Origin of the sequence: Chryseobacterium sp. FH2 (genome assembly GCF_001045455.1) — a bacterium.
In the GTDB taxonomy this organism is placed as follows: Bacteria; Bacteroidota; Bacteroidia; order Flavobacteriales; family Weeksellaceae; genus Chryseobacterium.
Genome location: NZ_LFNE01000002.1, coordinates 63,599 through 81,724, shown reverse-complemented (window position 1 = coordinate 81,724; position 18,126 = coordinate 63,599). Strand labels below are relative to the sequence as shown.

At 34.8% G+C, this 18,126-nt stretch carries 19 protein-coding genes; 11 read left to right on the top strand and 8 right to left on the bottom strand.

The window, feature by feature from the left end; all coding sequences use genetic code 11:
* Window positions 1–2 precede the first annotated feature (2 nt).
* The 6 genes from ACM39_RS03290 to tssO (ACM39_RS03265) all read right to left on the bottom strand — a co-directional run bounded on the left by ACM39_RS03290 (window position 3) and on the right by tssO (ACM39_RS03265) (window position 7,416).
* Window positions 3–2,297 (bottom strand): CHAP domain-containing protein, encoded by a 2,295-nt coding sequence (locus ACM39_RS03290; RefSeq protein ID WP_048509607.1) that lies wholly within the window; start codon window positions 2,295–2,297, stop codon window positions 3–5.
* A 19-nt stretch (window positions 2,298–2,316) separates the two neighbouring features.
* Window positions 2,317–2,823 (bottom strand): DUF4280 domain-containing protein, encoded by a 507-nt coding sequence (locus ACM39_RS03285; protein WP_048509606.1) that lies wholly within the window; start codon window positions 2,821–2,823, stop codon window positions 2,317–2,319.
* Window positions 2,824–2,917: 94 nt separating this feature from the next.
* Window positions 2,918–5,317 carry a type VI secretion system protein TssR domain-containing protein gene (tssR, locus tag ACM39_RS03280; RefSeq protein ID WP_048509605.1) on the bottom strand — a complete coding sequence of 800 codons (2,400 nt, stop codon included), beginning with the start codon at window positions 5,315–5,317 and terminating at the stop codon, window positions 2,918–2,920.
* Between the two features lie 57 nt (window positions 5,318–5,374).
* Window positions 5,375–6,286, bottom strand: a complete 912-nt coding sequence (locus ACM39_RS03275; protein ID WP_048509604.1) for a PKD domain-containing protein — start codon at window positions 6,284–6,286, stop codon at window positions 5,375–5,377.
* A 60-nt stretch (window positions 6,287–6,346) separates the two neighbouring features.
* Complete coding sequence (tssO, locus tag ACM39_RS03270) at window positions 6,347–6,868, bottom strand: type VI secretion system TssO (RefSeq protein WP_048509603.1); 522 nt, start codon at window positions 6,866–6,868, stop codon at window positions 6,347–6,349.
* Window positions 6,869–6,879: 11 nt separating this feature from the next.
* On the bottom strand, window positions 6,880–7,416 hold the full coding sequence (gene tssO, locus ACM39_RS03265; protein ID WP_048509602.1) for a type VI secretion system TssO: 537 nt from the start codon (window positions 7,414–7,416) through the stop codon (window positions 6,880–6,882).
* 180 nt (window positions 7,417–7,596) lie between these two features.
* Between tssO (ACM39_RS03265) and ACM39_RS03260 the strand changes: the two genes are divergently transcribed.
* The 10 genes from ACM39_RS03260 to ACM39_RS03220 all read left to right on the top strand — a co-directional run bounded on the left by ACM39_RS03260 (window position 7,597) and on the right by ACM39_RS03220 (window position 15,108).
* Window positions 7,597–8,268 (top strand): response regulator transcription factor, encoded by a 672-nt coding sequence (locus tag ACM39_RS03260; protein ID WP_048509601.1) that lies wholly within the window; start codon window positions 7,597–7,599, stop codon window positions 8,266–8,268.
* A gap of 139 nt (window positions 8,269–8,407) precedes the next feature.
* Window positions 8,408–8,698: an HU family DNA-binding protein gene (locus tag ACM39_RS03255; protein ID WP_002984212.1), complete on the top strand. Its 291-nt coding sequence runs from the start codon at window positions 8,408–8,410 to the stop codon at window positions 8,696–8,698.
* Window positions 8,699–9,062: 364 nt separating this feature from the next.
* Complete coding sequence (locus ACM39_RS03250) at window positions 9,063–10,622, top strand: ribonuclease E/G (RefSeq protein WP_048509600.1); 1,560 nt, start codon at window positions 9,063–9,065, stop codon at window positions 10,620–10,622.
* Between the two features lie 73 nt (window positions 10,623–10,695).
* Window positions 10,696–10,872, top strand: a complete 177-nt coding sequence (locus ACM39_RS19150; protein WP_165585084.1) for a hypothetical protein — start codon at window positions 10,696–10,698, stop codon at window positions 10,870–10,872.
* Entirely contained in the window at window positions 10,841–11,227 is a 387-nt protein-coding gene (locus ACM39_RS03245) for a hypothetical protein (protein ID WP_048509599.1), read from the top strand. Before ACM39_RS19150 ends, ACM39_RS03245 begins: the two co-directional genes overlap by 32 nt.
* The gene (locus ACM39_RS03240; protein ID WP_048509598.1) at window positions 11,178–11,648 is read left to right on the top strand and encodes an OsmC family protein; all 471 of its coding nucleotides are present in this window, start codon (window positions 11,178–11,180) and stop codon (window positions 11,646–11,648) included. The genes ACM39_RS03245 and ACM39_RS03240 overlap by 50 nt, the downstream gene beginning before the upstream one ends.
* A 205-nt stretch (window positions 11,649–11,853) precedes the next feature.
* Complete coding sequence (locus ACM39_RS03235; protein ID WP_048509597.1) at window positions 11,854–12,480, top strand: NUDIX hydrolase; 627 nt, start codon at window positions 11,854–11,856, stop codon at window positions 12,478–12,480.
* 27 nt (window positions 12,481–12,507) lie between these two features.
* Window positions 12,508–13,311 (top strand): lysophospholipid acyltransferase family protein, encoded by an 804-nt coding sequence (locus tag ACM39_RS03230; protein ID WP_048509596.1) that lies wholly within the window; start codon window positions 12,508–12,510, stop codon window positions 13,309–13,311.
* Between the two features lie 16 nt (window positions 13,312–13,327).
* Window positions 13,328–13,768: a hypothetical protein gene (locus ACM39_RS03225; RefSeq protein WP_048509595.1), complete on the top strand. Its 441-nt coding sequence runs from the start codon at window positions 13,328–13,330 to the stop codon at window positions 13,766–13,768.
* 2 nt (window positions 13,769–13,770) lie between these two features.
* Entirely contained in the window at window positions 13,771–15,108 is a 1,338-nt protein-coding gene (locus tag ACM39_RS03220; RefSeq protein ID WP_048509594.1) for a UDP-N-acetylmuramate--L-alanine ligase, read from the top strand.
* 83 nt (window positions 15,109–15,191) lie between these two features.
* Here the strand turns inward: ACM39_RS03220 and ACM39_RS03215 are convergent, their stop codons facing one another.
* Window positions 15,192–16,067, bottom strand: a complete 876-nt coding sequence (locus ACM39_RS03215; protein WP_048509593.1) for an aldo/keto reductase — start codon at window positions 16,065–16,067, stop codon at window positions 15,192–15,194.
* 309 nt (window positions 16,068–16,376) lie between these two features.
* Between ACM39_RS03215 and ACM39_RS03210 the strand changes: the two genes are divergently transcribed.
* Window positions 16,377–16,844 (top strand): GNAT family N-acetyltransferase, encoded by a 468-nt coding sequence (locus ACM39_RS03210; protein WP_048509592.1) that lies wholly within the window; start codon window positions 16,377–16,379, stop codon window positions 16,842–16,844.
* On the opposite strand, the gene ACM39_RS03205 is transcribed toward ACM39_RS03210, so the two are convergent.
* Complete coding sequence (locus ACM39_RS03205) at window positions 16,797–17,717, bottom strand: LysR family transcriptional regulator (RefSeq protein WP_048509591.1); 921 nt, start codon at window positions 17,715–17,717, stop codon at window positions 16,797–16,799. The genes ACM39_RS03210 and ACM39_RS03205 overlap by 48 nt on opposite strands.
* Window positions 17,718–18,126 lie beyond the last annotated feature (409 nt).

Below are 18,126 nucleotides of genomic sequence, written 5' to 3'. Positions count from 1 at the left end.
TATTATGTAGTTTTTCCACTGATTTCCTCATTAGATTTTTTAAGTAAATCACTCTTATTTAATGCTTTTGGATCTAATTTCTTTTCATCTGCTGTAAACTCGTCTGCAGCGTTATCTTCATAATCTTCGGGCAGAAAATACCCTACAATTGTCTGCCCGTAATCTCCGTCCGGGCTCCTGCTGCTGAATTTCAGGCTACTTCCCTGATTCCCTCCAATAGGAACGATATTTCCGTTAGATTCGTATCCGTAATGGAAACCAACGTGTCCTCCGCCCCCTTTTTTATTTTTCCAGACAACGATACACCCATAAGTAGGCTTTGTAATTTTTCTCATTCCCGAAGGTCTGTCTGGTTTATCAGGCCCGTCGTGCATATAGGCTGGATTAAATTCTAATGCTCGACACGAACTCGGATTGGCATATCCTGCCTTTTGTAAGCACCAACTTGCAAAAGCCGCACACCAGGAAATGGATGTAGGATCTGTTTTGTTGGTTGTAAATTCGTTTTTAATTGAAAAATATTCACCTTTAATTCTTGCATTCAAAGGATCATCACCTTCATCATAGCCTCCATAATTTTTGGCTTCTGCCATCACGGTTGTCATCCAGGGTGCTCTGGTCCCCGTTACTTTTTTCTTTTCTTCAGGCTTATCTTCACAGGTTTCCTTAAAAACGTGTCCGACACCTAAATTATAATGTTCTTTCGTTAAAACATCCGTCACCTCCCAGACATATGTTTTCCCATTCTCAAAACCCCTTCTGCTGATCAGTCCTTTTGAATAAGATTTAAACTGTCTTTTATTCGCAAATTCTCCTTCTTCTCTCATAAATGCGGGGTTACTGGAATATCCGTATTTTGTAACCCAGGGTTCCTTGCTCAAATTATTTACGTTGTAAGGCTCATCCGGAACGGAAACGCTTTCATCAAACAAAACATAATCCGGATTTCCGCCTTGTCCTACTGCATTCTGTTTTAAAACTAAAAGATAAAGATCCGTCATTGTATTCAGAGAATCTTTTTTCTTCTCGAAATACTTTTTGACATAATCCATCTGTTCTATAAAAGTCATTTTTCTCAGCTCCGCTCTCGTACTCCCAACAGATTTTGCAGAAGCATCGCTAAACTGTATCAATCCGGAATATCCTGCTCCATTATCTTTTGAAGGATCGAATGTTGCAGCGGTTTCCAGATGCATTACAGACATCAGTTCGCTTGCTTTTTGGGCTTTTTTATCTTCACCCCATAATGAGGCGCAAACTTCTAAGACCTTTTTACGTTGTTTACAGGTTAATTTATTACTCCAATAAAATTCGTTTTCTTTTTTCTTACAATAGCATTCGCCCGGAGCAGATTTCTGCTCTGTTTTCACAACAGTTTCCGTTTTTCCTTCAGGTTTTTGCTGAGTAGGCTTTTTTTCAGGTTTTACGGTTCCTTTGCTTTCGCCCCAATCCCATAACCAGTCTGTCATGGTATCCCAAAGACCTTTCTCTTCTTTTTTAGACTGAGGTTTCTTTTCTGCAGGAGAACCCTGAGCTTTCGGCGGAGCTGCAGGCTGTGCAGTTTTAGGTTTCTGTGCCGGAGCCTGAGGCTTTGATTGCTGAACAGGTGGTTTATAATCTGGATTTTTAACATCAACGTTGCCTGTTGCATGTTTTTTATCCTGATAATATTCCACCGTCACATAAAATTCCAGTTCCTTTGGATCGGCTTCTCCCTGCACTGCTTTTTGCATCAATGCTTTTGTCAGCATAAAATCAACCTGCGCCAATCCGTCTTTATTTACCGTTCCTTTTTTAGCATCTACAAATAAATTTCCGGTATTATGCCCTTCACCTTTTGCATCGTCTTCCCATAAAGTAAACAGTAATTCTTTATTGGATAGATTCACAGTATGTGCTTTTGCGACCAGTTTTTCAGTATAGCTAAAGACGCTTCCTTTAGAATCATCGATATAATGAAGTTCTACTTTATTGATTTTTGGAACAGCATTCGCCTGTGGATTAATTTCAATAGTCATCGGCCCTTTGCCTTCAGGATCATGAAGATAAGCTTCCAGACGATAAGTGTATTTATGAGCAACTTCCCCAAAAGTAAAAGTCCCGTCACCTTTTTTCTTAATATTGGTAGAGGTAAATTTTCCATTGGAACGTTTTTTAAACAATTCCCAAGTGACCAAAGCCGGATTTCGGCTCTCTTTTGGTGTCGCAGGATACCATTCTACAACACTGTATGTAGTTTTTTCTCCTACTTTTGGAGAAGGATTTCCTGTTATTTTTAAAACTCCCTGTTTTGCCATGATGAAAGTGTTTTAAAGATTAATAAGCGTCTATCTCACTTTCTTCTACAGTCTCTTTGAAATCATCCATTTTCACGAGAGGATTTACATGCTCTACCGTTTTGTTATCAGCATTTTTTACATTTTGCTTGCTCATTTCTCCCCGTTGCCCGTGATCTTTTACCGTAATTTTTCCTCCAATCACGCATTGTAATTCAGAAATTTCTGTAACGCAACTCTTGCCCATAATTTTTACTTTTTCATAGGTCTTCTGCCATTTTCCGGCAGGGGCAAACGAACAGGGAAGATAACCTCCGGATGTAGGTTTAAGCTTGCACTGCCCAAAACTGGGACCAGGCGGGTTGAATTGTAAATCGTCCTCGGTTACCGCAAGATAATCTGCACTGCCTTCTGAATCGTTCCAAAAATGTTTTTGATGCGCAGTTACTTTATACTGAGGAAATTGATTTCCCTGATTACATTGAGCTTTACCCTTTTGCACGACAAAATGTTTGCCGTCATGGGATGATGATGCTTGAGTTGACATATTCGTGTGATTTGGGTACTATCAAAGATAGAAATTTTTCAACAAAATATAAAAAAAGCAGAAATAAAATTCTGCTTTTTAATATTATAAATTATTAATGTTTAGTATATTCCGGCTCTTCAACGGGTAACATTGTTGGCATAAAGTATTCATTCAGCCAATAAAACTCCTGTCCGTTTTGCTTTATTTTCACGGCCGGATCGTTTCTGTGTGTCAACATTCTTTCTGCTAAATTTTTATAATTGCTAAAATATGTTTTCACAGTTTCATTGGTAACAACGCTGGATTTCCTCCAGCCTTTAAGCATATATTTATCCATCAATTCTTCTTCAGAATTATCAAAACCTGTACTTACTCCAACAGCGTAAGACATTGGCTTTTCATACAAATCACTTTTATCTAAAAATTTAACCGTAGGATTGTATTTCTTCAACAGTTTAATATATTCCTTAATCGCCCTTGACTGATTAAAATCTGCTCTTCCAGCACCGGTTTTTTCATAAACTTCAGTATAAAATGCCTTCAAATCATCATATTCTGTTTCAGAAATTAAAATACCTTTTTCCAGACCCGGTTTAAAATCTTTCAATTCTTTTGGAATATAACCTTTTACCAAGAATGGGCTTCCGTAGTTGATCAACTGCGCTGCAATACCTGCCGGAACAGGATTGGTAAGCCCGGGATAAAGATATTTGTATTTTAAATCAACATCAGTCCTTCCCGCTCCTACTGAAGAATGGAAATATTCGTTTAATGATTTATCAACTCTTGTATTATCTAATGTAACCTGAGAAATTAAACTGTCTACAGATTTTTTCAGGTATCCGGGAGCTGCAATGTCCCCTTTTTTAGGGAAAATCACAAAACCTTGAGCCATACTCTGTTTTGGATAATCCAGAGAAAAGAAACCTTCATCACCTTCCACAAGGCTGAAATTATTTTTTGTCAAAACATCACTTTGATTAATAATTTTCTGCTTTTTCAATTCAGCAATATTTTTAGCTGTATTGGTAACAACATTTTCAGCAAGCAAAACAAAATCATTATAAGTATCGGAAGCTCTTGCGCTTGTCTGGAACATAATCAATCTCGCCTGCGCCTGCGTCAATGAATTGATAACTCCATACATATTTCCGCTTTGGTTTGCCGAAGTTCCTACCGTTACCACAATATTGGTTTCGTCAGGGAAGTTTGAAAGAAGATTTCCGGCAGCCATCAAACCTTCATTTACAGGCTGATATCCATTATTGCTCGGACAATTCATTTCATTCGTTTTCTGATCGATGAAAGTTGTAATTTTACTGTAATCTGCACTCAGAGGCGAAACAGCCACGTTATCTCCACAAGAGTTATTTTTATATAAAACAACCCCATATTTAACCTGATTAAAATAAGACGGCTTCTCAAATCTAAGCTGTAAATCTTGCAATAAAGATTTTACAATCGGAGCATAAGGTGCATTCGGGCCACTGATATCTAAAGTAAAAACAATATTAATTTTCTTATTTCTCTCGGTGATCTCCCGGTAACGGTCAAAATAAATTTGCTCTCCTAAAACGTTGAAAACATAATTTTTACTGTAATCTAAAATATTCGTAAAATATTTCGTTTTAGAATCAGGTGTAGGCGTTTCGTTTAATGCTAAATTTATCGGAAAAATATTATCTAAAGGAGGTCTTTTATTAACATCCGTCAAAAGAACTGCCGTTTTATTTTCTGCATCAGGCATTCCCGGAGCGCCTTCGTGAATCCCCAGCGTGCTTTCTGTAACGCCTGTTGTGTTTTTCATTTTCACGGCAGAACGCTCCCCCCAAGCTGAAACTACGTTGGAGCTTACCCAGCCGTACAGACTTGAATTAATACTGTCTATATCAACTGTCGGTTTTTTCCCAACTAAAAATCTTTTGTTGTTTTCCGCTTGTTTGTAAACATAAACCATTTGTCCGTTCGGGATTTTCACGTTCGCCTGCTCTATCAAACTTGGCGAATTGAAAACCATGATAGAATCATTCTTGTAATATCTTTCCGCACTTCTGATAACATCACTGTTACTCGGAACTACTGCAACTCTTACAGGAAATCCTGTTTTTTCGTTTTTCAAAGAATTACTCCAAAGAAGAAGATCAGATTCCGGGATCCAGCCGTATGTTTTGATTTGTTTTGACGAAACTTTTTTCATTAAAGCATCGGGAATGTATTCCGCTACTTTTACCATTCCATCCCTGTGTTTTAAAACCATTAAAGGCTCTAAAAATTTGACTTCTTTATATGATTTTTCGTCACTTTTATCAAGATAAGCCGTATTTCTGGAACGATCTGAAATGGCAATCCACGGAACTGATTTTTTAGGATATCCGTTGATTACAGATGAGTTATCAATTTGACCATATTGTGACGGCTCGGGAGTTTTTTTCGATGGTAATTTTACCTGACAGCTCGTTAACAACACTGAAACTCCTATATAATAAGCTGCTAGAGGAAATCTATTTTTCATCCTAATTTTTCTTTTATGATTGGTTGACACCTGAAAAAGAAATTCAGGTGTTAGTTTTTATTTGCTTTGATTGATATCTACTTTGGTTACACAATTTTGTGTATCGTCGAAATTTACTTTCACAGTCTGAATGACGTTATTTTTGTCAAACTGAAGCCCCGCACAATACATGTAAAAATTGTTTGCTTTACTGTCATTTACTTTCACAACCGTATTTTCGTTGTTGCATAAATACTTTTGAAGTAAATAGTTGTAATGTACATTGAAACTGTTTCCGTTTGCTATCTGCTGTAGATGATACTTAAAATCATTATCTACTTTTTCGTAAGCATCTTCCACGGTTACTTCCTGATCATCCAAAGGATCATAAGCCGGAAGAATTTTGATATGATGCAGGATTGGCTCAGCATTTTCGTCTGTATACAGCGTAACGGTGTAATCTCCGGGTTTTTTGTAGGAATAAGTTGATAATTTTTCTTTAGAATCAATATTTCCTGTTTCCCCGAATTTCCATGTAAACTGTTTTGCATCAGAAATTGCCCGGAACTGCACGTTCTCAAACTGCATAGCCTGGGTTTGTGCATCAATGGATGTGGTAGATCTCATACTGTCTTTCGGTTTAGGAATGCCCCTTGCAGACACCAAAACCGGAAAAGATTTGGAATATTTATTATCCACAATCAAAGTGACCTGATAATATCCCGGCTTGTTATAAAAGTGAAATCCTTTACTCTTATCGGAAGTCGTACCATCTCCAAAATCCCACTTCTTGAATTTTGCGAATTTTGTTTTATCTTCAAAGGAAAGCGTATCTCCTACAGCTACCGAAGATGGGTATACAACGCCTACAATGTCATCCGCAGAATGGATAACTTTTTTCTGCAACCACAATGCTACCAGAGCGGCAACAAGCAGCGTTGCAATAACACCGATAATAATGTTCTTTTTGTTCTTTTGAAAATAATTCATAGTTAATAATTGTGATGTGTTCTGTTTGTATAATGTATTCGAAAGGTATTTTCGTAATTATTAATTTCGTGATTTTAAAGCATTTTCACGCTGGATAAGCTGATCTTTTTTCTCTTTAAAACCGATGGAACAATCCTGAAATTGTTTTTCGAATATTTTAATGTTTTCAGATTTTTTTGAAACCAATTTTTTGTCGTCGAAATACATTTTATAAAACTGCGCAACCTGAGGATATGCTTCTTTGCGCAAATCAGCAATGCTTGCATTTTCAAAAGAGTTGGCAATATCATTTATCCCGTATCTGATATTATTTTCCTCAAAAGGCTGAGGCACCTCGTCTGTCAACTTACTGATTTGAGTAAAAGTACTGTCTAACAAAGGCTGAACAATTTTTTGCTGCTGATCAAACTTTGATTTTTGCTCAAGCGTCTGAATAGCAATCATGTCTGAAGATGAAAACGGCGATTCGAATCCTTTTAAAAAGATAATTCCCAAAAATAGTAATGCCGCAAGAAGCATAAGTACCAGGTAAACAAACTGGTAATGCTTTTCTTTTTTGGATAATGTAATGTGTCCCTGCATAACTCTTGATTTTATCTTCTTTTTCTACTCCCTGTAAACTTTCTGGTAGGATCTACCCGCAATTCGCTGTTCACTCTTCCCACTTTTCCCATACATTCATTAAGATCTCTTAAAGCAGTTTGCTCTTTATTCGAAATATTAATGATTTGAGTTTTTAAGGCTAACATCGGTTCCAAATTTTTAAGCAAAATAGAATAGTGCTTAAAATTTTTCGCACTATCTGCTCCCATGATGTTTTTAGCATCTCTTACATTATCCATGATATAATTTCTCAGGAATATGTCATTCTCCACTTTATTGATATCAAGCAGAGTCATTCTATAGTATATACTATCGACCTGTATTTTCAGGAGCTCGTTTCGGCTCAAAAGATTTTTATACTCATCTACCTCCTTCTGAATGCCTTTTCTTTGCAAGTCGTAACTTTTAAAAAAGAAAAAAACAGATAAAAAGGATACCGCAGATAATACTGCAAAAGACAGAACAAACTTCCAAATGCCTATCCTGACGTCTGACTTGTTTAATTTTTTCTCCCTGTTCGAAGACATAATTTTGTGATTTGTTTGGAGCGTGAATTTATAAAAAAAATAATTTATGCACAAAATTTATCTTTTTTAGTAAAAAAATAAAGCTTTGTTAATTAATTTAAGATTAATTTTCACTTTAATAAGTTTTTCATAAATTAGACCACCAAAATTTTAATATACCACACCAAACTAAATATTAAAGTGAGCAAACTTTTAAGCAATACTGTGCGATTTTCAATAGCAGACAGTGATTTTTACTTTAAAAAAATAATGATCAAAACGCTGCAGGAAAACCCGTTTTATATGCTTCTTAATGACTGTAACAATGGCCATGAGCTTGTTAACAGAATTTACAGAAGACAGGAAGACGTGTTTATTGTCGAACTATTCATGCCGGTATTAAGTGGAATTGAAGCCATAAAATATATCAGAAAAAGTAATGCAGAGACGCCAATTATTACTTATTCCGGGACATACCAGGAAGATATGGCGGAAATTCTTTCAAAAATTCCAAACATTTATTATTGTCAGAAAAAAAGTAGTATTATCAAAGATATCGTTAAAGGAAAAATAGCCTCCGACACTTTTGATTATGAAACCTATTCAAAGGAATGGGAGCAGCAGCCACTCGCCGTTCAGGAATATATGGACAGGCAGAAAAAGAGTCAGGAAGAGCTTTCATCCACCGAAATTCAACTTATGAAATTCTGCTATGAAGGCTTTAGCAATAAGGAAATCGGGGAAAAGCTGAATCTCAGTACAAGAACCATAGATACCTATATTAACAGGCTTACAGAAAAGCTCGGGCTAAAGACAAAACTTCACCTTATCCGCTTCTGCGTGGAAAATGGCTATTACAACTCCAGCATGTAAAGGTGATTTAACTAAAAATTAATATATAGTAAACCTAAAAGTTTCAACCCTTTATCAAAAAATATTTTGTCACTAATTTGCTAATATTCAATTTTTTTAACTAAATTTGCACACCTAAAATTTAAAATTAAAAAAGGAAATGACAAAGGCAGAATTGGTAAACACCATCTCAAATAAATTGGGAACAGAAAAGAATGAAACACAGAAAGTTGTAGAAGCTTTTATGCAGGAGATCAGGACTTCTATGTATAATGGAGATAACGTTTATTTAAGAGGTTTCGGTTCTTTTATCATCAAAACAAGAGCTGCTAAAACAGGAAGAAATATTTCTAAAAACACTGCAATTGAGATTCCTGCTCATAACATTCCTGCTTTCAAACCTTCAAAATCTTTTGTAGAGAAAGTAAAAACAAAAGTTGCAGTAAAATAAGACATTAACTGAATATTAACTAGTTACTAAAAAATTAAAATTATGCCAAGCGGAAAGAAAAGAAAAAGACACAAGGTTGCAACTCACAAGAGAAAGAAAAGAAGAAGAGCAAACAGACATAAGAAAAAATAATCTCTTTTTCTCGAGATTTACAATATAATAATATAGTTGGTGATTTTATATTTTAAAAATTCACCGACTATATTTTGTTTTGCAACTATAAGATTTCATGGAAATATGCTGGATTATATTTTTCACAATATAATAGGCCGGTTTTAATATAATCCTTATATTTAAAACCTGTTTATTTAATGAAAACATCACCTATTTCTATAATCTAAAAAAAATTATTTATCTTAACAAAATGAAGAAAGAACTAATAGTTTCTCATGAGGATGAGCGTACAAAAATTGCACTGCTGGAAGACGGAAGACTATGTGAACTTCATGAAGAAGAGGACAAAAGTGATTTTATAGTTGGAGATTTGTTCATAGGAAAAGTAAAAAAACTGGCTCCAAACCTTAATGCCGCATTTGTAAACATCGGCTACGATAAAGATGCATTTTTGCATTATCAGGATTTGGGACCACAGTATCTTACCTATAGAAAGTTTTTAAGAGATACAATTTCTAAAAAACAAAGTACTTCAAGCTTAAAAAATTTCGAATTACAACCCGAAATTGACAAAAACGGAACAGTAGACAAAGTAATCACTAAAGATGATCTTGTTCTGCTACAAATTACCAAAGAACCCATTTCCACAAAAGGACCGAGAATTTCTACACAAATCTCATTAACAGGACGCTTTTTGGTACTAATACCTTTCGATAATAAAGTATCTATTTCCAAAAAAGTGAGTAACTATGAGGAAAAAGAAAGACTAAGAACCTTAATCGAGAGTATCAAACCTGAAGGATTCGGTGTTATTATAAGAACCGTTGCCGAAGGAAAGAAAGTTGCAGACCTGCATAATGATATGAATCAGCTGATTCAGAAATGGGAAAGCACTTTTAAAAATATTCAAAAAAATAAAGTACCGTCTAAAGTTTTAAGTGAAGAAGACAAAGCCTCAGCTATTTTAAGGGACAATTTTAACCAGGATTTTGTAAGTATCACTTGTGATGACGAACAAATGGTAATTGAGATGGAAAACTATCTGGAGGTAATTGCTCCTGAAAGAAAAAACATCGTTCATTTTTATGATTCCCACGTCCCTCTTCTTGAATATTACAATGTAGAAAAACAGCTTAAACAAAGCTTTGGAAAACATGTAAATATTCCCAGTTCAAAAGGTGCTTACCTTGTTATAGAACATACAGAAGCACTGCACGTAGTTGACGTAAACTCCGGAAACAACATCACAACCGGAAACTCAGCCAATAAAGAACACGCACTTAACGTGAACAAAATGGCTGCAACAGAAATCGCGAGACAATTGCGTCTTCGTGATATGGGAGGTATCATCGTTATCGATTTTATAGATATGCCAAATCCCGACCACAGGAGAGATTTGTTTGAACATCTGAAAGAAGAAATGAAACGCGACAAAGCCCGTCACAAAATTCTTCCACCGAGTAAGTTTGGACTGATACAGATTACCCGGCAGAGAAACCGGCAGGAAAAACAAATCGAAACTAAAGAAGACAACCCTAACAAAGATGGAGAAATTGTAGCTCCTATTGTTATTGTAGAAAGAATGGAGGAAACCCTGAGAACCATCATGCAAAAGGAAAAAGGAAAACTTTATCTGCATGTACACCCCTTCGTGGAAGCTTACCTTACAAAAGGCATTAAAAGCATCCAGATGAAATGGTTTATGAAGTATAAAAAATGGGTAACCATTATTCCAAGAGATTCTTTCAAGTACTTAGAATACAGAATTTACAATTCGAATAAAGAAGAATTGATAGGATATTCTAATTAGTAAAAAATTCAAACCTCCAGAAAAACTGGAGGTTTTTTTATTATAGTTTACAGTCTTAAAAAACACATCCACAATGACAAAAAATTTATTCCTTGTGCTGCCTCTTGCAGTACAGATTGTTTTTGGACAAATCATTTCTAAGGATCTTTCTGTCGCCTCAAACGGGATATACCCTGTCACAGACAACAATTCTTGGTCGAGAATGGTACAGAACCTGGATGGAAGCCTTTATTTTACTCACAGCAAATAAAATTAAACCAGATGGAATATTAGATAATTCGTTTAATTTTGATCCGCCATCTCTTCCTTTTTCTACATGGATTTTAAGTATTATTGAAAAAGATGAATATTACTATATTGGAGGAATGAACGAAAGGGATAATGTGAGATACTTTATTTCCAAACTAAATCAAAATGGTACAATAGATTCTGGTTTTAGTTATTATTCAGAAACCGATCCTGAATTAATGTTAGAAAATTTCTTTAATCTCACAAAAAGTATTTGCGTAATTTTAGCAGGTATTTTTTTATGTCTATACCTAATCTATTATAAAAATGAGCAAAGAACACCATTACAAAACCACTATTCAATGGACGGGAAATAAGGGAACGGGGACCAGCAACTACCGAAACTATGAAAGAAACCATACTATCTCTGTGGAAAATAAACCAATTATTGAGGCTTCATCAGATCCAGCCTTTCGTGGTGACAAAACCAAGTATAATCCCGAAGAAATGCTTTTATCATCTCTTTCATCTTGTCACATGCTTTGGTATCTCCATTTCTGCGCAGAAGCAGGAGTTATTGTAACTGATTATGTAGATAATGCAACCGGGACGATGATTGAAACGAAAAACGGGAGCGGTCATTTCTCTGAAGTTATATTAAATCCTTTAATAACAGTTTCTGAAATATCAATGATTGAAAAAGCAAAGGAACTTCATCATAAGGCAAACGAATTTTGTTTCATCGCGAACTCTGTAAATTTCCCCGTAAAACATATCCCTGTTGTGTTAGTTAAATAATTTAAAACTTCTTACTCAAAATGGAATTTTCAACACTTTAAATAAACTCTTGAAATCCTTTTTTTGAAAAAAGATTAAAACGAAAAGCCGGAAATAGCTCCTGAAATAATTTTAACTTATTTATTAATCTTTTTTCCCTGCTTTTTATCATTAATTAACATTCCCGCCTCTTCTTTTCTTCAAGATATATTGCTAAATTTGAAGTATGAGTTTTGGAAAAGATTTATTAAGGAAAATAAAAGACACAGAATTACCTGGGGAAAATGCTCACGGAGTATTCTCACCACCCTACCGACCGGTTTTCAGTTATGATGAGGTTTTGACTAAAAACCCGAAATTTGCGGCGGTAAATATTGTTTTGTATTTAAAAGACAATGAGTGGTATTTTCCGTTAATCCAAAGAACAGTAAACGAACACGACAGACACAGCGGGCAGATATCTTTACCCGGAGGAAAACGTGAAGAAATGGATCAAGATTTTGCCCAAACGGCAGTTCGCGAAACTTCAGAAGAAATAGGAATAGATAAGCATTATTTAAGAATTATCCGAGAAATGTCTCCGATATACATTCCGCCAAGTAATTTTTATGTCTATACTTATATTTCGTATACTAAAAAGAACCCTACTTTCGTTTTACAGCAGAGTGAAGCGGTAGAAACCATAGAATTCCCGATTACCTCATTTTTAAATCTTCCCGATCAACCCGAAATTATGGCTTTACCCAGTGCAGGAGGGAAAGAAGTTCCGGTAATAAATTTCAATGGATACATCATTTGGGGAGCTACAGCAATGATATTGAGCGAATTCAGTCAATTATTGAAAAAAATGTAACTTTGCACTATCGTGTTTAATTGAGAGATGGCGAAGAAAAATATTTTCACCGATGCATTCGGGACACCTTATTTTTTAAAAAGGTTTATTATTTTCATTTTAGGAGTTGTATCTTACAGAAGATTCAACGGATTTAATAAATTGAAAATAACCGGCACCGAACACCTTGTGGATCTTCCAGATTCAAATGTGCTCTTCGTGTCAAATCACCAAACCTATTTTGCTGATGTGGCAGCAATGTATCACGCTTTCTGCGCTGTGAACAACGGATATTTAAATACAATTAAAAACCCAATCTATCTGCTTAATCCAAAGATAGACTTCTACTATGTAGCAGCAGAAGAAACCATGAATAAAGGTATTCTTCCTAAAATTTTCAAAGTGGCAGGAGCTGTTACCGTAAAAAGAACATGGAGAGCTGAAGGCAAGAATGTCAACAGGATGGTAGATTTGAGCGAGGTTGATAATATTATGAAGGCCTTAGACAACGGCTGGGTAGCTACTTTCCCTCAAGGTACTACATCTGCTTTTGCTCAAGGAAGAAGAGGTACTGCAAAATTGATTAAAAATCAGCGCCCTATTGTAATTCCTATTAAAATTAACGGGTTCAGAAGAGCGTTTGATAAAAAAGGGCTTCGTGTAAAGGTTACAGGTGTAAAACCTACCATGGAGTTTAAAGCACCTCTGAATATTGATTATGATAATGAAAAAGCACCTGAGATTTTACTGAAAATAATGACTGCCATTGAGCAGACAGAAGATTTCAATTTACTACACAATTATGATGAAGAACTTAAAGCTAAAAAATTAGAACAAAAAGATTCAGAATAATTAAAGTAAATTAAATATGAAAAGAATAATAGGGATCTTATTCGCAATCATAGTATTAGTTTCGTGTAACAGCCAAAAGGTATATTCAGATTTTGATATAAGTTATTCTAAAAGCGGAGGGTTTGCTCCAATTTATGAAAATTTATTAATCAAAGAAAACAAAGCGTTTTACTCTTTTGAAGGGCAAGGAAAAAAGTATACACAAGATTTTAAACTTACAAATCAAGATTTAAAAAAACTGGATAACGTTCTTTCCCAAAACAGTTTTAGAAAAATACAGGAAGATCATAAAAAATTGTATGACAATGTATCGATTTCCATTAACATTAAAAAAGGCTCAAATCAAGGTAGTAAATCAGACGCCAGCGCTATAATGCCAAATTATAAAACAAACTGGGCGAATATTACTAATGCTTTTCAGGAAATTATTAATAACAACGTAAAAAACAGTAAATAAAGTTGAAAACCCACTTCATTGCTATTGGCGGAAGCGCCATGCATAATCTTGCCATTGCATTAAAAGATAAAGGATATCAGGTTACAGGTTCGGATGATGCTATCTTTGAACCTTCAAAATCAAGACTGGATAAGAAAGGAATTTTACCTGCAGAGATGGGGTGGTTCCCTGAGAAAATCACCTCTGATATTGATGCTGTAATCCTTGGAATGCATGCACATCAGGACAATCCTGAGCTGGCAAGGGCAAAAGAACTGGGCTTAAAAATTTACTCTTATCCTGAATTTCTTTACGAACAGTCGAAAAACAAAACCAGGGTTGTCATTGCCGGCTCGCACGGAAAAACTACCATTACATCAATGATCCTGCATGTTTTGAATTTTCATCAAAAAGACGTTGATTTCATGGTTGGAGCTCAGTTGGAAGGTTTTGATTGTATGGTAAAGCTGACTCAGGACAACGATTTTATGATATTGGAAGGTGACGAATATCTTTCTTCTCCTATAGATTTACGTTCAAAATTTTTATTATACCAGCCGAATATTGCTCTGATAAGCGGAATTGCCTGGGATCATATCAATGTTTTTAAAACATTTGATGATTATATCGAGCAATTCAGAAGATTTGTCGCAAGTATTACTGCCGGAGGAATTTTGGTATATAATGAAGAGGATGCAGAAGTTGTAAAAGTTGTGGAAAATGCTGAAAATTACTTCAGAAAGATTCCTTACAAAACTCCTGAATATGAAATTATTAACGGAAAAGTTCATTTAAAAACAGAAATGGGAGATGTTCCGCTTTCAGTTTTTGGGGCTCATAATGTATTGAATCTGGAAGGAGCAAGGCATATTTGCCAACATTTAGGCATAATGGATGAGGATTTCTACGAAGCCATCACGAGTTTCAAAGGGGCTTCAAAACGTCTTGAAAAAGTAGAAAGAGAAGACAATGGAATACTTTACAAAGATTTTGCCCATGCTCCGAGTAAGGTAAAAGCTGCTGTGAAAGCCTTTAAAGAACAATTTAAAAACGAACAGAAATACGGTTTTCTTGAGCTTCATACATATTCAAGTTTAAACCCTATTTTCCTTGAACAATACGACCATGCCATGGATGGTCTGGAAGAAGCAATAGTTTTCTATTCTGAAGATGCTTTGAAAATCAAAAGGATGGAACCAATTTCTCCCGAGCTGATTAAAGAAAAATTCAAAAATGAAAATTTAAAAGTTTTCACCAACGCTGAAGAACTTCATGCGTACTGGAATATGCTGGATAAAGCTCATGGAGTTTATCTTATGATGAGTTCTGGTAATTTTGGTGGTTTAGATTTAACTAAATGATACCGCTTTTCAGATAAAAATAAACTCCTTTCGATTGGAAAGGAGTTTTTTATTGTAGGTACTTCAATTATTTTGGTACATCACTAAATATCTGCCACAGAATTCAACATTTTTTCTTCCCAAGCCGGATCTTTCGGATCAAAAAACAATCTTTTTCCCGTATCTAAAGAACGGACAACATTCATTTCATCTTCTGTCAGTTCAAAATCAAAAACGTTGAAATTTTCTTCAATCCTGGAAGGTGTCACAGATTTCGGAATCACGCAGAACCCCTCCTGTAAATGCCATCTCAAAATAACCTGGGCTACAGTTTTATTATATTTTAAAGCAATATTTTTTAGTTCTTCATTATCTAAAAGTCCTGCATTACCATTCCCAAGCGGGCTCCAGGGCTGAGTAATAATATTATTCTCCCTGTCATACACCTGAAGTTCTTTTTGCTGGAAAATTGGGTGTAATTCAATTTGGTTGATAACAGGAAGAACGGTTGAATTTGCTTTTAGTTCCTCCATTTTTTCAATCGTAAAATTACAAACCCCGATTGCCTTTATTTTCCCTTCATGGTACAATTCTTCCAATGTTTTCCAAGCTCCCAGGAAATCCCCGAATGGCCAGTGAAGAAGATACATATCAAGATAATCTAACTGCAATCTGTTAAGAGTTCTCTGAAAAGCGCTTTTCGCCTTTTCATAACCGTGATCCTGAACCCAGAGTTTTGAGGTGATAAACAATTCGTCTCGGTCTGTTCCACTATTTTTCACAGCATTTCCCACAGCCGTTTCGTTTTGATAAATAGAAGCGGTATCAATCATTCTATATCCTGTTTCAATCGCTTTGATTACGGAATTTTCACACTCCTGCAAATTTTCCATCTGCCAAACTCCGAATCCTAAAGCCGGAATATCTACTCCATTATTTAATGTAATTACAGGTTGCCCCGGGTATGTTTTTTGTTGCATATTATTTTTATTTTTTGCTATAAAGTCAAACAAATTTCCGACAAAATTTTGGAATTTCAGATTACCAATTTTACTTAAAATTAAGTTTTATTTAAAACTTGTCACTTTTCAGCTGCCTGTTTTTTTTATTTTACAAATCTTCATGGAAAGAAATTTTCACAATTCTGATACTACCTTCCAAATCTTTACTTTTGTAAAAATTTAAAACCATGTCATTCCAAATAGATTAACAAGCTCCCGATATTAACCGAAAGTTATAGAAATCTTGGGATGAGCAGGGAAAAGTTTATTATTAATATGAATTTATAAATGAAAAATTACACTTTCCATACAATTAATTCCAGTTCGGAAATTCCTTATGAACTGCTTTTGCTGGCTGATGAAACGATGGAAGCCATTAATCAATATATCTTCAAATCTGATATTTATATTTTGAATGATAACTTTCAGAATATTGCCGTAATGGTATTATATAAAATCAATGATAAAGAATTGGAAATAAAAAATATTGCAGTCATTGAAGCTTACCGAAATCAAGGAATTGGAAGCATTTTAATCAATAAAGCGAAAGAAATTGCTAAGGAAAATCACTATAATTCTTTGATTGTAGGGACTTCAGATACGGGATTTCAGCAGATAAAATTCTATGAAAAGAATGGTTTTGTAAAAAAGGGTATGCGTAAAAACTTTTTTATAAAAAACTACCCTTTCCCTATTTTTGAAAACGGATTACAGATGCGCGACATGATCATTCTTAGTCATAACCTTTCGGAATAAGCCTTTAATATGATCAATTTCATCAAGATAATTAGTTTTTTTCCTGCACCCGAAATACAAGGTATTTTCTAATTTCTTCTCCCCTTCCCAGATTAATTTTACTTCACCATTTTCAATTTCATTTTTGCACAAAAAATCAGGAACGACAGCCAGTCCGGTTCCACCTTTCAGGCAACGGATAATTGAATTTAAATTCGGTACGATATAATTCGGACGAAAATTGGGCTTATGCCCGAAATTAAGAATCCAGAACTGAAAAAGATGCTCCATATCTCCGGTTGTTCCGTACCATTTCTCCTGTTTCAGCCATTCTTCAATATGCTCAATTCCTTTTGATGTTACAACCTCGTTGAAACTTTCTGTATCAACATCTTTTCCCCCAACCAAAATAATTTGTTCTGAAGAAAACGCTTCATGTTCAATATTAAGAGAAACTCCCTTTTTAGGGGTAATAATTAAATCAAGAATTCCTTTATCAAGCTGGTCTATCATTTCAGGATATTCGCCAAAACTTATGATTAAATTAAAAGGTAATGTCGAAACATATTGCTCTAACGTTGTCTGAAAAGTCTCAAAACACATCCCTACGCTTATGGTTGGCGTATGTTTTTCGGTAGATTTCTGGAAATTCTTTTCTACGTCTTCTAACTTTGTCAATGGTTCATAAATCGCATTAAATAAAACCTTCCCTCTTTCTGTAGGAATCATTTTTCTTCCCGTTCTGTCAAATAATTTGTACCCGACGTATGCTTCTAATGAACTTAAATGTAAACTCACTCCGGGTTGCGAAATAAACAGAGAATCAGCAGCTCCCGTCAATGTTCCCGTTTTATAAATTGCTTTAAAAGTTCGGTACCATTCTAAATTAACCATGATTTCAATTATTAATATTCTGATACAAAGCTATAAAATAATTACAATACTGATGCCATTTCATCCCTTAGAATGAAGCATAATCCGAAATTTCATTTTTTTTCAATTTCGTGAGTAACTTCTTCCAGAGGGTAATTAACTGGACTATTTCATATATAATTTTTCCTTCATCTAATAGCCAGAATCACATAGGAAGCCAGTCTGTTATCTTTTTTGAACGCCCCACCTAACCGCAATTAATTTGTTAAACAATTTATATGACAAAGACTGAAACGTTATTTAAATTTCCTATGATATGTAATCATGATTTCAAAATTCAAACTATTATAATTATAATAATTGGCTATGATTTATATTATTTTTATTATACAAAACTGCAACCTAACTTTGCAGAGTAAAATTTAACAAT

What these genes read in the sequence shown, in the direction of transcription:
- ACM39_RS03290 (WP_048509607.1), bottom strand. Translation starts at nt 2,297, where the DNA reads ATGGCAAAACAGGGAGTTTTAAAAATAACAGGAAATCCTTCTCCAAAA.
- ACM39_RS03285 (WP_048509606.1), bottom strand. Translation starts at nt 2,823, where the DNA reads ATGTCAACTCAAGCATCATCATCCCATGACGGCAAACATTTTGTCGTG.
- tssR (WP_048509605.1), bottom strand. Translation starts at nt 5,317, where the DNA reads ATGAAAAATAGATTTCCTCTAGCAGCTTATTATATAGGAGTTTCAGTG.
- ACM39_RS03275 (WP_048509604.1), bottom strand. Translation starts at nt 6,286, where the DNA reads ATGAATTATTTTCAAAAGAACAAAAAGAACATTATTATCGGTGTTATT.
- tssO (WP_048509603.1), bottom strand. Translation starts at nt 6,868, where the DNA reads ATGCAGGGACACATTACATTATCCAAAAAAGAAAAGCATTACCAGTTT.
- tssO (WP_048509602.1), bottom strand. Translation starts at nt 7,416, where the DNA reads ATGTCTTCGAACAGGGAGAAAAAATTAAACAAGTCAGACGTCAGGATA.
- ACM39_RS03255 (WP_002984212.1), top strand. Translation starts at nt 8,408, where the DNA reads ATGACAAAGGCAGAATTGGTAAACACCATCTCAAATAAATTGGGAACA.
- ACM39_RS03250 (WP_048509600.1), top strand. Translation starts at nt 9,063, where the DNA reads ATGAAGAAAGAACTAATAGTTTCTCATGAGGATGAGCGTACAAAAATT.
- ACM39_RS19150 (WP_165585084.1), top strand. Translation starts at nt 10,696, where the DNA reads ATGACAAAAAATTTATTCCTTGTGCTGCCTCTTGCAGTACAGATTGTT.
- ACM39_RS03245 (WP_048509599.1), top strand. Translation starts at nt 10,841, where the DNA reads ATGGAAGCCTTTATTTTACTCACAGCAAATAAAATTAAACCAGATGGA.
- ACM39_RS03240 (WP_048509598.1), top strand. Translation starts at nt 11,178, where the DNA reads ATGAGCAAAGAACACCATTACAAAACCACTATTCAATGGACGGGAAAT.
- ACM39_RS03235 (WP_048509597.1), top strand. Translation starts at nt 11,854, where the DNA reads ATGAGTTTTGGAAAAGATTTATTAAGGAAAATAAAAGACACAGAATTA.
- ACM39_RS03230 (WP_048509596.1), top strand. Translation starts at nt 12,508, where the DNA reads ATGGCGAAGAAAAATATTTTCACCGATGCATTCGGGACACCTTATTTT.
- ACM39_RS03225 (WP_048509595.1), top strand. Translation starts at nt 13,328, where the DNA reads ATGAAAAGAATAATAGGGATCTTATTCGCAATCATAGTATTAGTTTCG.
- ACM39_RS03215 (WP_048509593.1), bottom strand. Translation starts at nt 16,067, where the DNA reads ATGCAACAAAAAACATACCCGGGGCAACCTGTAATTACATTAAATAAT.
- ACM39_RS03210 (WP_048509592.1), top strand. Translation starts at nt 16,377, where the DNA reads ATGAAAAATTACACTTTCCATACAATTAATTCCAGTTCGGAAATTCCT.
- ACM39_RS03205 (WP_048509591.1), bottom strand. Translation starts at nt 17,717, where the DNA reads ATGGTTAATTTAGAATGGTACCGAACTTTTAAAGCAATTTATAAAACG.